Annotated in this window: 16 protein-coding genes and 3 tRNA genes; 18 read left to right on the forward strand and 1 reads right to left on the reverse strand. The window is 53.8% G+C overall.

The window, feature by feature from the left end; all coding sequences use genetic code 11:
• The first annotated feature begins 12 nt into the window (after nt 1-12).
• From sucC to AC6I8A_RS06245, 16 genes are all read left to right on the forward strand, one after another.
• Nucleotides 13-1179: an ADP-forming succinate--CoA ligase subunit beta gene (sucC, locus tag AC6I8A_RS06170; RefSeq protein WP_007890646.1), complete on the forward strand. Its 1167-nt coding sequence runs from the start codon at nt 13-15 to the stop codon at nt 1177-1179.
• Nucleotides 1179-2054: a succinate--CoA ligase subunit alpha gene (gene sucD / locus AC6I8A_RS06175; protein WP_101763214.1), complete on the forward strand. Its 876-nt coding sequence runs from the start codon at nt 1179-1181 to the stop codon at nt 2052-2054. Before sucC ends, sucD begins: the two co-directional genes overlap by 1 nt.
• A 662-nt stretch (nt 2055-2716) precedes the next feature.
• On the forward strand, nt 2717-4288 hold the full coding sequence (gene cydA / locus AC6I8A_RS06180; protein ID WP_293796448.1) for a cytochrome ubiquinol oxidase subunit I: 1572 nt from the start codon (nt 2717-2719) through the stop codon (nt 4286-4288).
• A gap of 11 nt (nt 4289-4299) precedes the next feature.
• Complete coding sequence (gene cydB, locus AC6I8A_RS06185) at nt 4300-5439, forward strand: cytochrome d ubiquinol oxidase subunit II (protein WP_008107378.1); 1140 nt, start codon at nt 4300-4302, stop codon at nt 5437-5439.
• Between the two features lie 15 nt (nt 5440-5454).
• On the forward strand, nt 5455-5568 hold the full coding sequence (gene cydX / locus AC6I8A_RS06190; protein WP_007890642.1) for a cytochrome bd-I oxidase subunit CydX: 114 nt from the start codon (nt 5455-5457) through the stop codon (nt 5566-5568).
• The gene (gene ybgE / locus AC6I8A_RS06195) at nt 5568-5861 is read left to right on the forward strand and encodes a cyd operon protein YbgE (RefSeq protein ID WP_256695939.1); all 294 of its coding nucleotides are present in this window, start codon (nt 5568-5570) and stop codon (nt 5859-5861) included. The genes cydX and ybgE overlap by 1 nt, the downstream gene beginning before the upstream one ends.
• 198 nt (nt 5862-6059) lie before the next feature.
• On the forward strand, nt 6060-6464 hold the full coding sequence (gene ybgC / locus AC6I8A_RS06200) for a tol-pal system-associated acyl-CoA thioesterase (RefSeq protein ID WP_008107385.1): 405 nt from the start codon (nt 6060-6062) through the stop codon (nt 6462-6464).
• The gene (gene tolQ / locus AC6I8A_RS06205; protein WP_256695940.1) at nt 6461-7147 is read left to right on the forward strand and encodes a Tol-Pal system protein TolQ; all 687 of its coding nucleotides are present in this window, start codon (nt 6461-6463) and stop codon (nt 7145-7147) included. Before ybgC ends, tolQ begins: the two co-directional genes overlap by 4 nt.
• 13 nt (nt 7148-7160) lie before the next feature.
• Entirely contained in the window at nt 7161-7589 is a 429-nt protein-coding gene (gene tolR, locus AC6I8A_RS06210; protein WP_008107389.1) for a colicin uptake protein TolR, read from the forward strand.
• A gap of 25 nt (nt 7590-7614) precedes the next feature.
• A complete protein-coding gene (gene tolA, locus AC6I8A_RS06215; RefSeq protein ID WP_497818187.1) occupies nt 7615-8892 on the forward strand; it encodes a cell envelope integrity protein TolA in 1278 nt (425 codons plus the stop codon).
• A gap of 116 nt (nt 8893-9008) precedes the next feature.
• Nucleotides 9009-10304: a Tol-Pal system beta propeller repeat protein TolB gene (gene tolB, locus AC6I8A_RS06220; protein WP_497818188.1), complete on the forward strand. Its 1296-nt coding sequence runs from the start codon at nt 9009-9011 to the stop codon at nt 10302-10304.
• Nucleotides 10305-10368: 64 nt separating this feature from the next.
• Nucleotides 10369-10884 (forward strand): peptidoglycan-associated lipoprotein Pal, encoded by a 516-nt coding sequence (gene pal, locus AC6I8A_RS06225; RefSeq protein ID WP_008107396.1) that lies wholly within the window; start codon nt 10369-10371, stop codon nt 10882-10884.
• Between the two features lie 9 nt (nt 10885-10893).
• Complete coding sequence (cpoB, locus tag AC6I8A_RS06230; protein ID WP_256695942.1) at nt 10894-11691, forward strand: cell division protein CpoB; 798 nt, start codon at nt 10894-10896, stop codon at nt 11689-11691.
• Between the two features lie 166 nt (nt 11692-11857).
• Nucleotides 11858-11933, forward strand: a tRNA-Lys gene (locus AC6I8A_RS06235).
• A gap of 53 nt (nt 11934-11986) precedes the next feature.
• Nucleotides 11987-12062 (forward strand) — tRNA-Lys (locus AC6I8A_RS06240).
• A 27-nt stretch (nt 12063-12089) separates the two neighbouring features.
• A tRNA-Lys gene (locus AC6I8A_RS06245) sits at nt 12090-12165 on the forward strand.
• Between the two features lie 361 nt (nt 12166-12526).
• Here AC6I8A_RS06245 and AC6I8A_RS06250 read toward each other — a convergent pair.
• Nucleotides 12527-13993, reverse strand: a complete 1467-nt coding sequence (locus AC6I8A_RS06250) for an AlkA N-terminal domain-containing protein (RefSeq protein WP_497818189.1) — start codon at nt 13991-13993, stop codon at nt 12527-12529.
• A 158-nt stretch (nt 13994-14151) separates the two neighbouring features.
• Between AC6I8A_RS06250 and AC6I8A_RS06255 the strand changes: the two genes are divergently transcribed.
• Nucleotides 14152-14649 (forward strand): methylated-DNA--[protein]-cysteine S-methyltransferase, encoded by a 498-nt coding sequence (locus AC6I8A_RS06255; RefSeq protein ID WP_154153333.1) that lies wholly within the window; start codon nt 14152-14154, stop codon nt 14647-14649.
• Between the two features lie 135 nt (nt 14650-14784).
• The gene (nadA, locus tag AC6I8A_RS06260; protein ID WP_256695945.1) at nt 14785-15846 is read left to right on the forward strand and encodes a quinolinate synthase NadA; all 1062 of its coding nucleotides are present in this window, start codon (nt 14785-14787) and stop codon (nt 15844-15846) included.
• Nucleotides 15847-15853 lie beyond the last annotated feature (7 nt).

Genomic DNA, 15853 nt, shown 5'->3' on the forward strand with positions numbered 1-15853 from the left:
GGATAGAACATCATGAATTTACATGAATACCAGGCGAAGCAGCTGTTTGCACGCTATGGCATGCCAGCACCGACAGGCTACGCCTGCACCACGCCACGTGAAGCAGAAGAAGCCGCGTCTAAAATCGGCGCTGGTCCGTGGGTAGTGAAATGTCAGGTTCATGCCGGTGGCCGCGGTAAAGCGGGTGGCGTGAAAGTGGTTAACAGCAAAGAAGACATTCGTGCTTTTGCTGAGCATTGGCTGGGCAAGCGTCTGGTGACCTATCAAACTGATGCGCACGGTCAGCCGGTAAACCAGATTCTGGTTGAAGCCGCGACTGATATCGATCAGGAGCTGTATCTGGGTGCGGTGGTTGACCGTGCGACTCGTCGCGTGATCTTCATGGCATCGACTGAAGGCGGTGTTGAGATTGAGAAAGTGGCAGAAGAAACGCCACACTTGATCCACAAAATGGCGCTGGATCCATTAGCGGGTCCACAGCCGTATCAGGGCCGCGAGTTGGCGTTCAAACTCGGCCTGACCGGTAAGCAAGTTAGCCAGTTCACCAAAATCTTTATGGGTCTGGCGACCATGTTCCTTGAGCGCGATCTGGCGATGGTTGAGATCAACCCGCTGGTGATCACCAAGCAGGGCGACCTGATCTGCCTCGACGGCAAACTGGGTGCAGACGGCAACGCACTGTTCCGTCAGCCGGAACTGCGTGAAATGCGCGATCCGAGCCAGGAAGATCCACGTGAAGCACACGCTACGCAGTGGGAACTGAACTACGTTGCGCTGGATGGCAACATCGGCTGTATGGTGAACGGCGCCGGTCTGGCAATGGGCACCATGGACATCGTGAAACACCACGGTGGTGAGCCAGCAAACTTCCTGGACGTTGGTGGCGGCGCAACCAAAGAGCGCGTGACCGAAGCCTTCAAAATCATCCTGTCTGACGATGCGGTAAAAGCCGTGTTCGTTAACATCTTCGGCGGCATCGTGCGTTGCGACCTGATCGCAGACGGCATCATCGGTGCAGTGGCAGAAGTGGGTGTAAACGTGCCAGTTGTGGTACGTCTGGAAGGTAACAACGCCGAGCTGGGCGCTAAGAAACTGGCGGACAGCGGTCTGAACATCATTGCAGCAACCAGCCTGACAGACGCTGCACAGCGTGTTGTAGCTGCAGCGGAGGGTAAATAATGTCCATTTTGATCGACAAAAACACCAAAGTCATTTGCCAGGGTTTCACCGGTGGTCAAGGGACGTTCCACTCTGAGCAGGCGCTGGCCTATGGTACGCAGCTGGTTGGCGGTGTCACGCCAGGCAAAGGCGGCACCACGCATCTCGGCCTGCCGGTGTTCAACACCGTGCGTGAAGCAGTAGAAGCGACTGGCGCAACCGCCACGGTTATCTACGTTCCAGCGCCGTTCTGCAAAGACGGTATTCTGGAAGCGATCGATGCGGGTATCAAACTGATCATCACCATCACCGAAGGTATCCCAACGCTGGATATGCTGACCGTGAAAGTGAAGCTGGATGAAGCTGGCGTACGCATGATCGGCCCGAACTGCCCAGGCGTGATCACCCCAGGCGAATGTAAGATCGGTATCATGCCGGGCCACATTCACCAGCCAGGCCGCGTCGGTATCGTATCGCGTTCAGGTACGCTGACTTATGAAGCCGTTAAGCAGACCACGGACATCGGCTACGGCCAGTCTACCTGCGTAGGTATCGGTGGCGACCCGATCCCAGGATCTAACTTCATCGACATCCTGAAACTGTTCCAGGAAGATCCACAGACCGAAGCGATCGTGATGATCGGTGAGATCGGTGGTAGTGCGGAAGAAGAAGCAGCAGCCTACATCAAAGCGCACGTGACCAAGCCGGTTGTCGGCTACATCGCGGGTGTGACTGCACCGAAAGGCAAACGTATGGGCCACGCAGGCGCCATCATTGCCGGTGGTAAAGGTACTGCTGATGAGAAATTTGCTGCGCTGGAAGCGGCTGGTGTGAAAACCGTACGCAGCCTGGCAGACATTGGTGACGCGGTTAAAGCGGTTCTGCCAATCAAATAAGCCAGTATTGACGGATATTGAAAAGCCACCTTCGGGTGGCTTTTTTTTGGGTAATGACCCGCCGAAAACAGGGGCAAAAAGCGCAACGGTTTCAAGAACAGCGGCTATGCTTACTCTGTCATCAGGGTAAAGAAGGGAAAAGTCACTGGATCTTCTTCAAACAATTGGCGCACGACTTTCCAGAACGAGGTTAAATAATTGCGGAAAAGGTAATTATATTCTTAATTATAAGACGATGTTTTGACATCTAATTAACAACCACACTAACACTACATATCTGGAAATTTATAGTCTTAATCCAGATCAATAAATAGCGTGTTATAGGAAACTTTACCGCTAGCAAAACAGCGACTAACCGGTATAAATTGCGCTGCATCAATTCAGTCTTCGTCATAATTTTTCGGGAGTTTGTGCCAGGCGTTGTTATATCAATTCTGCCGCCTCCTCATTCCACTCCTGCTTAAAATTGACTGAAAGGATCGGTTTTTAAGGGAATTTTATCACTGTTACTCGCCATCTTCGGGCAACAGCTTTCTCTGTTCTATCAGTAACAAAACTGGAATCAATAATCAGTCGTTCCTGAATCTTATTCTGCGCGTCAATGTCTGTTGTTTGCCGTTGTCATCCGCAGGGGAAGTTCATGCGAGGAGCAAGGAGTCATCATGTTAGATATTGTCGAGCTGTCGCGTTTACAGTTTGCCCTGACGGCGATGTACCATTTCCTGTTCGTGCCATTAACGCTGGGTATGGCGTTTTTATTGGCGATCATGGAAACCGTATATGTCCTGACGGGGAAACAAATTTATAAAGATATGACTAAGTTCTGGGGCAAGTTGTTTGGTATCAACTTTGCGCTTGGCGTGGCTACCGGCCTGACCATGGAATTCCAGTTCGGTACCAACTGGTCATATTACTCACATTACGTCGGCGATATCTTCGGTGCGCCGCTCGCCATTGAAGGATTAATGGCGTTCTTCCTCGAATCCACCTTTGTTGGCCTGTTCTTCTTCGGCTGGGATCGTCTGGGCAAGGTGCAACACCTTGCGGTGACCTGGCTGGTGGCGCTCGGTTCCAATATGTCCGCGCTGTGGATTCTGGTGGCGAACGGCTGGATGCAAAACCCGATTGCTTCCGAGTTCAATTTTGAAACCATGCGTATGGAGATGCTGAGCTTCTCCGAGCTGGTGCTAAACCCGGTTGCGCAGGTGAAGTTTGTGCATACCGTGGCCGCTGGCTACACCACAGGTGCGATGTTCATCCTGGGTATCAGCGCATGGTATCTGCTGAAAGGGCGCGATATGGCGTTCGCTAAACGCTCCTTTGCAATCGCAGCCAGCTTCGGTATGGCGGCGATTTTGTCAGTGATCGTGCTGGGTGACGAATCTGGTTATGAAATCGGCGACGTGCAGAAAACCAAACTGGCGGCGATTGAAGCAGAATGGGAAACCCAACCGGCTCCAGCTGCGTTTACGCTGTTTGGTATTCCGGACCAGGAAACGCAGGAAAACAAATATGCGATTCAGATTCCGTATCTGCTCGGTTTGATCGCCACGCGTTCTGTTGATACGCCCGTGACCGGTTTGAAAGATCTGCTGGCGCAACATGAAGTGCGTATTCGTAACGGCATGAAAGCCTACGCGCTGCTGAACGAACTGCGTGGTGGCAGTAAAGATCCTGCTGTGCGCAGCCAGTTTGAAGCCAGCAAAAAGGATCTGGGTTATGGCCTGCTGCTGAAGCGCTATACACCGGATGTGGCTAACGCCAGCGAAGAGCAGATTCAGAAAGCCACGAAAGACTCAATCCCACGCGTTGCACCGCTGTACTTCGCCTTCCGCATCATGGTGCTGGGCGGCGTGCTGATGCTGGGCATCATTGCACTCTCCTTCTGGAGCGTGATTCGTAACCGCATCGGTAAGTCGCGCTGGTTACTGAAAGCCGCGTTGTATGGCATTCCATTGCCATGGATTGCGATTGAAGCGGGTTGGTTCGTTGCCGAGTATGGTCGTCAGCCGTGGGCAATTGGTGAAGTGCTGCCAACCGCAGTCGCTAACTCCTCATTGACCGTCGGCGATCTGCTGTTCTCAATGACGCTGATTTGCGGTCTCTACACTTTGTTCCTCGTGGCGGAAATGTACCTGATGTTCAAGTTCGCGCGCCTCGGTCCAAGCAGCCTGAAAACCGGCCGCTATCATCATGAAACGCTGAAGACATCATCTCAGCCGGCGCGTGGATAAGGAGAGCGACCATGTTTGATTACGAAGTATTGCGCTTTGTCTGGTGGCTGCTGATTGGCGTGTTGCTGATTGGTTTTGCGGTCACCGATGGCTTTGATATGGGCGTCGGTATGCTGACCCGCATTCTCGGACGCACCGATACCGAACGTCGCATCATGATTAACAGCATTGCGCCGCACTGGGACGGCAACCAGGTTTGGCTGATCACCGCCGGTGGCGCGCTGTTCGCCGCCTGGCCAATGGTGTATGCGGCTGCGTTCTCCGGCTTCTATGTGGCAATGATTCTGGTGCTGGCTTCACTGTTCTTCCGTCCGGTGGGTTTTGATTACCGTTCGAAGATTGAAGATATGCGCTGGCGTGGCATGTGGGATTGGGGCATTTTCATCGGCAGCTTTGTCCCGCCGCTGGTAATTGGTGTGGCATTCGGCAACCTGCTGCAAGGCGTGCCGTTCCATGCTGACGAATATCTGCGCCTCTTCTATACCGGCAACTTCTTCCAGCTGCTGAATCCGTTTGGCTTGCTGGCCGGCGTGGTGAGTGTGGCGATGATTCTGACGCAGGGCGCAACTTATCTGCAGATGCGTACTGCCGGCGAGTTGCACGTTCGCAGCCGCAGCACCGCGCAAATCTCGGCGCTGGTGATGATGGTGTGCTTCATCCTTGCCGGTGTGTGGGTGAAATACGGCATTGACGGTTATGTGCTGAAGAGCGTTATCGATCATCACGCCGCATCCAACCCGTTGGGTAAAGATGTGGTGCGTGAGGCTGGCGCATGGATGGTGAACTTCGAGCAGATGCCAGTGTTGTGGCTGTTCCCGCTGTTGGGCGTTGTGTTACCGCTGCTGACCATTCTCTTTTCGCGTATCGAGAAGGGCGCTCTGGCGTTTATCTCTTCTTCACTGACGTTAGCGTGCGTGATCATGACGGCCGGGATTGCGATGTTCCCGTTCATCATGCCATCCAGCACTGTGCCAGGCATCAGCCTGACGATGTGGGATGCCACGTCTAGCCTGCTGACGCTGAAAGTGATGACCATTGCCGCCATCATCTTTGTACCGATTATCCTGGCGTACACCGCCTGGTGTTATTACAAGATGTTTGGTCGTATCACCAAAGAACACATTGAGAGCAATACGCACTCCCTGTACTGATTAAGGAGATTGAGCATGTGGTATTTTGCCTGGATTCTTGGCACCTTGCTGGCCTGTGCGTTCGGTGTGATTACGGCGCTGGCGCTGGAGCATGTTGAAGAGAGCAGCGCCAAGGACGAGCAAGTCTGATGCGCACACTGATTCAGACGCTGTATCGTCTGATGGACAAGGGCCCACTTCGGGCCCTTTCGCTAATCCTCGCGTTGTGGCTGGCAGGCTGTGTGATTTGGCAGCCAACGCGCTTTGCCGCGCGTACCAGTGATTTAGCGATATGGCATGGAATGCTGCTGATTTGGGCCGTTTGCACCGGCGTGATTCACGGCACCGGCTTCCGCCCGCAGCGCCTGCGCTGGCAAGCGCTGTTTTCTCCGCTGCCGGCAATGTTGGTGTTAATCGTGGGAATTTTCTGGTTCTACCATTAAGTCCAGGCTCAGGACTTAAAAACGCTGCATTTTCAGGCGCTGACGTGAGGTTTTGTCAGCGTCCGGTCAAGAAACATCCTATAAATCCTTCCAGTTGTTAACCTGTGATAATTATTTTCGCCTGGCTCTGGCGGACCATTCCCAAGCCGATCTCACTTGCGTATAGTAGCAACGTTTAAAATGAGACCGGGATGTAGAGTGAGTACTACGCTGTTTCGCTGGCCGGTTCGTGTCTATTACGAAGACACCGATGCCGGTGGTGTGGTTTACCACGCCAGTTATCTTGCTTTCTATGAACGAGCACGTACCGAAATGTTGCGCCAGCACCATTTCAATCAGCAGGTCCTGTTGGAAGAGCAGGTGGCTTTTGTGGTACGACGCATGACGATCGATTTTGTTGCGGCTGCACGTCTGGACGATCTTTTGGAAATTCAAACTGAAGTGACCTCAATGACGCGTGCTACGATGACGTTCTCGCAGCGTATCGTGAATGCAGAAGGCAAAGTGCTAAATGAAGCAGAAGTCCTGATTGCCTGCATCAACCCACATCTAATGAAGCCAATTGCGCTTCCCAAGTCTATTGTCGCGGAGTTTAAGCAGTGACTGACATGAATGTTCTTGATTTGTTCCTGAAGGCGAGCCTTCTGGTCAAACTTATCATGTTGATTTTGATCGGCTTTTCTATTGCCTCATGGGCGATCATTATTCAGCGTACGCGCATTTTGAATGCGGCGGGGCGCGAAGCCGAAGCCTTTGAAGATAAGTTCTGGTCGGGTATCGAGCTGTCACGCCTGTATCAGGAAAGCCAGGGACGCCGCGACGAATTGAGCGGATCTGAGCAAATTTTCTATTCGGGTTTCAAAGAGTTTGCGCGCTTGCACCGTGCTAACAACCATGCGCCGGAAGCGGTTGTAGAGGGCGCGAGCCGTGCGATGCGTATCTCCTTCAATCGTGAACTGGAAACGCTGGAAACTCACATTCCTTTCCTTGGCACCGTTGGCTCCATCAGCCCGTATATCGGTCTGTTTGGTACGGTGTGGGGGATCATGCACGCCTTTATCGCCCTCGGTGCGGTAAAACAGGCCACGCTGCAGATGGTTGCTCCGGGTATTGCCGAAGCGTTGATCGCGACCGCAATCGGTCTGTTTGCGGCCATTCCTGCCGTTATGGCGTACAACCGTCTGAACCAGCGCGTTAACAAGCTGGAACAGGGCTACGACAACTTCATGGAAGAGTTCACGGCTATCCTGCATCGTCAGGCTTTCTCCACCGAAAACACGAAGTAAGTCGAGGTTTACGATGGCCAGAACCCGTGGTCGCGGTAAACGCGACCTTAAGTCGGAAATCAACATTGTTCCACTGCTGGACGTGCTGTTGGTGTTGCTGCTCATCTTTATGGCAACCGCGCCGATTATTACCCAGAGCGTGGAAGTGGATCTGCCGGATGCGACAGATTCCAAAACCGTCTCAACTGATGATAATCCACCGGTGATTGTTGAAGTGTCTGGTGTTGGCCAGTACAGCCTGGTGGTGGATCACGATCGTATGACGCAGTTGCCGCCGGAGCAGGTGGTGAGCGAAGCGCAGCGCCGGATTGAAGCCAATCCGAAAACGGTCTTCCTGATCGGCGGTGCGAAAGACGTCCCTTACGACGAAATCATCAAGGCGCTGAACCTGTTACATCAGGCAGGCGTGAAATCTGTCGGTTTGATGACGCAGCCGATTTAAAGCGAACCGTTTTTGGGAACCGAGTGTGTCGAAGGCAACCGAGCAGAACGACAAGTTAAAACGCGCAATAATCGTTTCGGTGATTCTGCACATCGTGCTGATCGCCTTAGTGATTTGGAGCTCGTTTAACGAAAAAATCGAATCCAGCGGTGGTGGCGGTGGCAGTGATATTGACGCAGTGATGGTCGATTCCGGCGCCGTGGTTGAACAGTATAACCGCCAGCAGAATCAGCAACGAGACAGCCAACGCGCCGAGCAGCAGCGTCAGAAACAGTCGCAGCAGCAGGCCGAAGAGTTACAGCAGAAACAAGCTGCTGAGCAGCAGCGCCTGAAAGAGATGGAAAAAGAGCGCTTGCAGGCCCAACAGGAAGCCAAAGAGCAGGCGAAGCAGCAGGCTGAGCAGCAGAAAGCCGCTGAAGCCGCCGCTAAGCAGGCGCAGGAACAGCAGAAAACGGCCGAAGCCGCTGCAGCGAAAGCCAAGGCGGATGCCAAAGCGGAAGCCGATGCGCAGGCAAAAGCAGCCGCCGACGCCAAAGCCAAAGCGGCAGAAGAAGCTAAGCAAGCCGCAGCTGACGCGAAGAAGAAAGCGGACGCGGAAGCCAAAGCTGCCGCTGCTGAAGCGGCCAAAGAGAAAGCGGCGCAGCAGGCAAAAGCGGCCGCAGAATCGAAAGCCAAAGCGGATGCTGAAGCCAAAGCTCAGGCTGCTGCCGATGCAAAGGCGAAAGCGGCTCAGGAAGCGAAAGAGGCTAAAGAGCAAGCGGCTGCTGAGGCGAAAGAAAAAGCCGCTGCAGAAGCGAAAGAAAAGGCTGCTGCCGAGGCGAAAGCCAAGGCCGATGCAGCTGCGAAGGCCAAAGCGGATGCAAAAGCGAAAGCCGCTGCTGATGCCAAAAAAGCCGCCGCGGAAGCTGCGAAGAACGCAAACGCCGTTGACGATCTGTTAGGTGGTTTGTCTTCTGGTAAGAATGCACCGAAAAGTGGTACTGCGTCGGGTGGCGCTGCAGGGCAGGGCAATCAGAAGAAAGCGGGTGCATCCGGCGCGGACATCAACAATTACTTGGGCCAGGTGGTTGGCGCAATTCAAAGCCGTTTCTACGATGCGGATTTGTATAAAGGTAAAGAGTGCAACCTGCGCATCAAGCTGGCACCGGATGGTTTACTGATTGATGTTAAATCGGAAGGCGGCGACCCAGCCTTGTGTCAGGCCGCTATCGCTGCCGCGAAGCAGGCGCGTATTCCAAAGCCGCCTTCGCAGGCGGTGTATGAAGTGTTTAAAAACGCACCTATGCGTTTCAAACCAGAATAATGCAGTAACGTACGGCAGGTTGAACTATGGTTAGCTCGCCGTACTCTATAAGTACTCGTGTTTTTCAGGAACTGTGCGAATTATCATGAACCTCTGGTTCAGGTAAGGGAGAAAAAATGAAGCAGGCACTTCGTGTAACCTTAGGTTTTTTTGTACTGCTGTGGGCAGCAATGCTTCATGCAGAAGTCCGTATTGAAATTACGCAGGGCGTTAACACCGCACGCCCTATTGGTGTGGTTCCGTTCCAATGGGCTGGCCCAGGCGCGGCACCAGAAGACATCGGCGGGATCGTTTCTGCTGACTTACGCAACAGCGGTAAATTCAATCCGCTGGACCGTTCACGTCTGCCACAACAGCCAGCCAGCGCGCAGGAAGTTCAACCTGCCGCATGGAGCGCATTGGGTATTGATTCGGTCGTGGTCGGCCAGGTAACGCCAAACGCTGACGGCAGCTATCAAGTTGCCTATCAGCTGGTGGATACCGGCGGCGCGCCAGGCACCGTGCTGGCACAGAACTCTTACAAAGTGACTAAACAGTGGCTGCGTTATGCGGCGCACACTGCCAGTGACGAAGTGTTCGAGAAGCTGACCGGCATCAAAGGCGCATTCCGCACCCGTATTGCCTATGTGGTGCAGACCAATGGCGGTCAGTTCCCGTATGAGTTGCGCGTGTCGGATTACGATGGCTACAACCAGTTTGTGGTTCACCGTTCACCGCAGCCATTGATGTCTCCGGCCTGGTCGCCAGATGGCAGTAAAGTGGCTTACGTGACCTTCGAAAGCGGCAAATCTGCGCTGGTCGTGCAGACGCTGTCTAACGGTGCAATCCGTCAGGTGGCTTCGTATCCGCGTCACAACGGTGCGCCAGCCTTCTCACCAGACGGTTCTAAACTGGCCTTCGCGCTGTCGAAAACCGGTAGCCTGAACCTGTACGTGATGGATCTGGCTTCAGGTCAGACGCGTCAGGTGACGGATGGTCGTTATAACAGCACTGAACCGACGTGGTTCCCGGATAGCCAGACGCTGGCTTACACCTCGGACCAGGCCGGTGCGCCACAGATTTATAAAGTTGGTATCAACGGCGGTGCGCCACAACGTATTACCTGGGAAGGTGCGCAAAACCAGGATGCGGATGTGTCAACCGACGGCAAAACTATGGTGATGATCAGCAGCGCCGGTGGCGCTCAGCACGTCGCCAAACAGGATCTGGTAACGGGAGCCGTTCAAACAATAACGGACACGTTCCTGGATGAAACGCCGAGTCTGGCGCCAAACGGCACAATGGTAATCTATAGCTCTACTCAGGGGATGGGTTCCGTGTTGCAGTTGGTTTCAACCGACGGGCGTTTCAAAGCGCGTCTTCCGGCAACTGATGGACAGGTCAAATTCCCTGCCTGGTCGCCGTATCTGTGATGCATAGATCCCCTGCACGGCGGGGGATTAAAATGTATGGCAAACAAAATAATAGGATAAAGAAATGCAACTGAACAAAGTGCTGAAGGGTTTGATGCTGGCTCTGCCGGTTATCGCAGTAGCTGCATGTAGCTCACACAAAAACAACAACAACGATCAGACTGGTATGGGCGCTAACGACGGTGCTTACGGTGCTGGTCAGAACGGTAACATGTCTTCTGACGAGCAAGCGCGCCTGCAGATGCAGCAGCTGCAGCAGAACAACATCGTTTACTTCGGTCTGGACAAGTATGACGTGGCTTCTGACTACGCTCAGATGCTGGATCAGCACGCGGCATTCCTGCGTGGCAACCCGTCTTACAAAGTGACCATCGAAGGTCATGCGGATGAGCGCGGTACTCCAGAATACAACATCGCCCTGGGCGAACGTCGTGCAAGCGCCGTTAAGATGTATCTGCAAGGCAAAGGCGTTTCTGCTGACCAGATGTCTATCGTATCTTACGGTAAAGAAAAACCAGCTGTACTGGGTCATGACGAAGCGGCTTACGCTAAAAACCGTCGTGCCGTACTGGTTTACTAAGAAAATATCATGATGAGTAACTTCAGACTTCATCTGTTGAGTCTGTCGTTACTGGTTGGTTTAGCGGCCCCTTTGGGGGCTGCTAATGCCCAGGCGTCAATCAGTAGCGTTGGCTCAGGCTCGGTCGAAGACCGCGTCACCACTCTTGAACGTATCTCTAATGCCCAGGCTCAGCTTCTGCAGCAATTGCAGCAGCAAATGAGCGATAACCAAAGCGATATCGATTCGCTGCGCGGGCAAATCCAGCAAAACAGCTATCAGCTTAATCAGGTGATTGAGCGCCAGAAACAGCTTTATCAGCAAATCGACAGCCTCAGCTCCGGCAGTAACGGTGCGCAGGCCGGCGGTAGTACTGATGCCGCTGCTGCGGGTGCTACAGCGGCTGATAGCGGTAGCAGCGATAGCGCCAGTGCGGCCGCGCCAGCACAAACCGGCGATGCCAACACGGATTACAATGCTGCAGTTGCGCTGATTCTGGAGAAGAAGCAGTACGATCAGGCGATTACTGCCCTGCAGGCTTGGGTGAAGAAATATCCTGATTCTACCTATCAGCCTAATGCCAATTACTGGCTGGGTCAGCTGTATTACAACAAGGGTAAAAAAGACGATTCGGCCTATTATTTTGCCACTGTGGTAAAAAATTACGCGAAATCGCCAAAAGCCCCGGAAGCGCTGTTTAAGGTTGGCGTGATCATGCAAGAGAAGAACGACACGGCGAAAGCCAAGGCTGTCTTCCAGCAAGTGATCAAACAATTCCCAAATAGTGATTCTGCTAAGCAGGCGCAAAAACGTCTTGCCGGGTTGTAATTTGTGCTTAAAAGACCGGATTTCGTGTGATTTCTGGTCTTACAGCATGAAAGGTAAGCAATTGAGACATTTAGTGGAAAATAAGGGTTGCGCCCTCCCGCTAAATCAGTAATATATGCCGCCGTTGCCGGGACATATCTTAACAAGTATCGGCAGCACTGAAGATGGGTCGTTAGCTCAGTTGGTAGAGCAGTTGACTTTTAATCAATTGGTCGCAGGTTCGAATCCTGCACGACCCACCATCTCAACCCGTTGTAAGTGAGATGATTTCTTCAGTAAGCTTCACAACCTTGATGGGTCGTTAGCTCAGTTGGTAGAGCAGTTGACTTTTAATCAATTGGTCGCAGGTTCGAATCCTGCACGACCCACCATCAAGTAAAGGTTGTAAGCCCCACAGCGGGTCGTTAGCTCAGTTGGTAGAGCAGTTGACTTTTAATCAATTGGTCGCAGGTTCGAATCCTGCACGACCCACCAGTTATGTAGAAAGGCGCCCTAAAGGCGCCTTTTTGCTTTTCTACATTTTAGAAAAAATTCTAGCGATGTTGCTTTGGGATCGGTGCCGGGCTCTAAAAGGCGGGACGGATCGCGAAGACACAACACATCCCTGTGGATCGGCCTCGCCATCCATGGCTCGGACGCTTCGCTCCTTCCGCTCCCGCCTTTCAGAGCTTTCAGGCTCAAAAGTCGCTTCTAAAATTAGTGCATATTTTTGCATAAAGGCGGGGATAAGGGGCGGTGGAGTAAAGCTTCCGGCGCATGGATGCGCCGGCAGAGCCTAGAAGGATGTATCCACGGCGACTTTACGCAACCGCCCCTTATTTCCGCCTGAAACGCACTATTCAGATTTCTTAACCGGTGTCAGACTTTTCCAGATATGCAGCACCGCATAGCTGCGCCAAGGTCGCCAAACCTGCGATAACTGCTCCGCCTCTTTGGCACTCACGCCGCCGAGGTTATTACGAATCGCAATATCCTCTTTGGGGAACGCATCAGGCCAACGCAGTGCGCGCATCGCGATATAACTTGCCGTCCACGGCCCAATCCCTTTCAGCGCCAGTAACTGCTGCTGAACCACATCAGGATTCACCGCACCGTTGAAGCGCAATGCGCCAGAAGCACAGGCCTGAGCCAGTGCCTGAATGGCATGTGAACGCGCACTGACAATCCCCAGGCTGGCGATATCATCGATGCTCGCCGCCGCAAGCGACTCCGCATTCGGCGGCAAACGCGAAAGTTCTGGCCACGGCGTTACCAGCGGCTCACCAAAGCGCTGTGCCATCCGGCTACTTAACGTGGTTGCCGCTTTAACCGTAACTTGCTGACCGAGTATCGCGCGCACACCCAGCTCAAAGCCGTCAAACGCACCAGGAACGCGTAAACCGGGGAAGCGCGACAAGCTCTCGGCTAAAAGCGGATCGTGGCTTAGATGCTCTGCTATGCGCTGTGGCTGAGCATCCAGGTCAAACAGATCGCGCAGACGACGCAGCAAAGCGGGCAGAACCGGCGTCAATGACGTTGTGAATTGCACCTTCAGCGACTGTTTGTCCGCAACATGGCTCACGCGCACCCAGCCGCGACAGTTGCCCAGCGCCACGGTGCGGTGATAAATGCCCTCGTTTACCCATTCCACTTCCTTCATCACGCGCTGCTGCAGGAAATCGAGCATCGCATCCCAATCGTAAGGCGGTCGATAACTCAGGCGCAGTTCAGCGCTCTCCTGCGTGCTCTTCACGGCGTCGGGTTGATTCTGTTTGCGCAGGCGGGAAGGCGTCATGCGATAGCGCGCCCGGAAGACATCGTTGAAACGCCTCAGACTGCGAAAGCCGCTGGCGTAAGCAATTTCCGTAACCGGCAGAGAGGTTTCCGTCAGAAGTTGCTTAGCGAGCAGCATACGACGTGTCTGACGCAGCTCTAAAGGCGATACGCCGAGCTCCTGCTGCACCACGCGACGTAATTGACGTTCACTCAGGTCAAACTCGCTAGCGATGTCTGCCAGCGTTTCCTGTTCTTCCAGCATGCCCTCTTCGATGCGGCGTATTAAACGGTCGGCAATGCGGTGATGGCTATCCACCGGCGCAGATCCGGGTGCCAGTTCCGGACGGCAGCGTAAACACGGGCGGAAGTGCGCTTTCTCGGCGGCCTCTGCGCTGTTAAAAAACAGGCAGTTCTTCTGCATCGGCGCTTTTACCGGACAAATGGGGCGGCAATAAATGCCGGTGGATGTCACGCCAACAAAAAACAGCCCGTCGAAGCGGCTATCGCGCGACGTCAGGGCCTGGTAAGCAATTTCAGCATCAAACATCATTGTCTCCGGCAAATAAACGGCATAGTCGCGCAAGCTGAACAGGAAAACTCGCTGCTTTCGGACAGCTAACCAGTTTATGCTGATGACCGAAAACAGCCAGTTTCCTGCGGCGGAAATGCGATAATCGCCAGCAGAGATTAAGCCGGAGGTGCACCATGTATCATGCCAAAATCATCGCAACGCCCGTTGGCGAGCTCACGCTTGTTGCCACCGATAAGGGATTGTCGGCGATTCTGTGGGAAAACGAAGGCGCGCAGCGCGTGCCGTTGAAGCCGATTAGCCGTAACGATCAGCATCCGATTCTGTGTGAGGCTGAACGCCAGCTGCGCGAATATTTCGCCGGTGAACGTCAGCAGTTTGATATGCCGTACGACACTGTCGGCACCGAGTTTCAGAAAAAAGTGTGGCAAGCGTTACTGACTATTCCGTTTGGTGAAACGCGCAGCTACCTGCAAATCGCCGAGCAGATCGGCAATCCCAAAGCGGTGCGCGCCGTGGGCGCAGCCAACGGTAAAAATCCGCTATCAATTATGGCGCCATGCCATCGCGTGATTGGCAGCAACGGCAAACTCACCGGTTTTGCAGGCGGACTCAGCGTCAAAGCCTTCCTGCTGGAGCTGGAAAGTCCACAGAAGAGCACATTGTTGCTGTAGAGCGCGCAAAAAAGAGACGACACTCTCGCGCAATTCCGTTATCGTGTTTAGCATATAAAACACGATGGCGGTTTTGATGCCGCATCATTGCCGTAAAAGGCAATTTTGTTAAATTGATAAAACGAGAGCCGTGTCATGAGTCTGATGTTTGATCCTGAAAGCGCGATCTATCCTTTCCCGCCGAAACCGGCACGTCTCAGTGACGATGAGAAATCCCACTACAAAAACAAAATCAAACGCTTGCTGAAAGAACGTGATGCGGTGATAGTGGCGCATTACTATACCGATCCAGAAATTCAGGCGCTGGCGGAAGAGACCGGCGGCTGCGTATCGGACTCACTGGAAATGGCGCGTTTCGGCAGCACCCATCCCGCCAAAACCTTGCTGGTGGCGGGCGTGCGTTTTATGGGCGAAACTGCAAAAATCCTTAGCCCGGAAAAAACCGTGCTGATGCCCACCTTGCAGGCGGAATGCTCGCTCGATCTCGGTTGCCCGATTGAGGAATTTAACCGCTTCTGCGATCAGCATCCCGATCGCACCGTGGTGGTGTATGCCAACACCTCGGCGGCGGTGAAGGCGCGCGCGGATTGGGTCGTCACCTCAAGCATCGCGGTTGAGCTGATTGAACATCTCGACAGCCTTGGCGAGAAAATTATCTGGGCACCGGATCGCCATCTTGGCCGCTACGTCACGCAAAAATCCGGCGCAGATGTGCTGTGCTGGCAGGGCGCTTGTATCGTGCATGACGAGTTCAAAACGCAGGCTTTGCAACGTATGAAGGCGCTCTATCCGGATGCGGCGGTGCTGGTGCATCCTGAATCACCGCAGGCGATTGTCGATCTGGCCGATGCGGTGGGATCGACCAGCCAGCTGATTCAGGCGGCGCAAAGCTTGCCGCATCCACAGATGATCGTCGCCACCGATCGCGGCATCTTCTACAAAATGCAGCAGGCGGTGCCGAACAAAGAGTTGCTGGAAGCGCCAACTGCAGGCGAGGGCGCAACCTGCCGCAGCTGTGCGCACTGTCCGTGGATGGCGATGAACGGCCTGAAAGCGATTGCCGAAGGACTGGAACGTGGCGGCAGCGAGCATGAAATCCATGTCGATGCTGCGCTGCGCGAGGCCGCGTTGATCCCGCTTAATCGCATGCTATCCTTTGCTGCAGATCTCAAACTTAAAATCAAAGGGAATGCATGACGGGCTC

This window comes from Pantoea sp. X-Soil-ISGK-275 (genome assembly GCF_059730795.1).

Bases quoted from the DNA above. Each gene is read 5' to 3' on its own strand.
- sucC (WP_007890646.1), top strand. From the start codon at position 13: ATGAATTTACATGAATACCAGGCGAAGCAGCTGTTTGCACGCTATGGC.
- sucD (WP_101763214.1), top strand. From the start codon at position 1,179: ATGTCCATTTTGATCGACAAAAACACCAAAGTCATTTGCCAGGGTTTC.
- cydA (WP_293796448.1), top strand. From the start codon at position 2,717: ATGTTAGATATTGTCGAGCTGTCGCGTTTACAGTTTGCCCTGACGGCG.
- cydB (WP_008107378.1), top strand. From the start codon at position 4,300: ATGTTTGATTACGAAGTATTGCGCTTTGTCTGGTGGCTGCTGATTGGC.
- cydX (WP_007890642.1), top strand. From the start codon at position 5,455: ATGTGGTATTTTGCCTGGATTCTTGGCACCTTGCTGGCCTGTGCGTTC.
- ybgE (WP_256695939.1), top strand. From the start codon at position 5,568: ATGCGCACACTGATTCAGACGCTGTATCGTCTGATGGACAAGGGCCCA.
- tolR (WP_008107389.1), top strand. From the start codon at position 7,161: ATGGCCAGAACCCGTGGTCGCGGTAAACGCGACCTTAAGTCGGAAATC.
- tolB (WP_497818188.1), top strand. From the start codon at position 9,009: ATGAAGCAGGCACTTCGTGTAACCTTAGGTTTTTTTGTACTGCTGTGG.
- pal (WP_008107396.1), top strand. From the start codon at position 10,369: ATGCAACTGAACAAAGTGCTGAAGGGTTTGATGCTGGCTCTGCCGGTT.
- cpoB (WP_256695942.1), top strand. From the start codon at position 10,894: ATGATGAGTAACTTCAGACTTCATCTGTTGAGTCTGTCGTTACTGGTT.
- AC6I8A_RS06250 (WP_497818189.1), bottom strand. From the start codon at position 13,993: ATGTTTGATGCTGAAATTGCTTACCAGGCCCTGACGTCGCGCGATAGC.
- AC6I8A_RS06255 (WP_154153333.1), top strand. From the start codon at position 14,152: ATGTATCATGCCAAAATCATCGCAACGCCCGTTGGCGAGCTCACGCTT.
- nadA (WP_256695945.1), top strand. From the start codon at position 14,785: ATGAGTCTGATGTTTGATCCTGAAAGCGCGATCTATCCTTTCCCGCCG.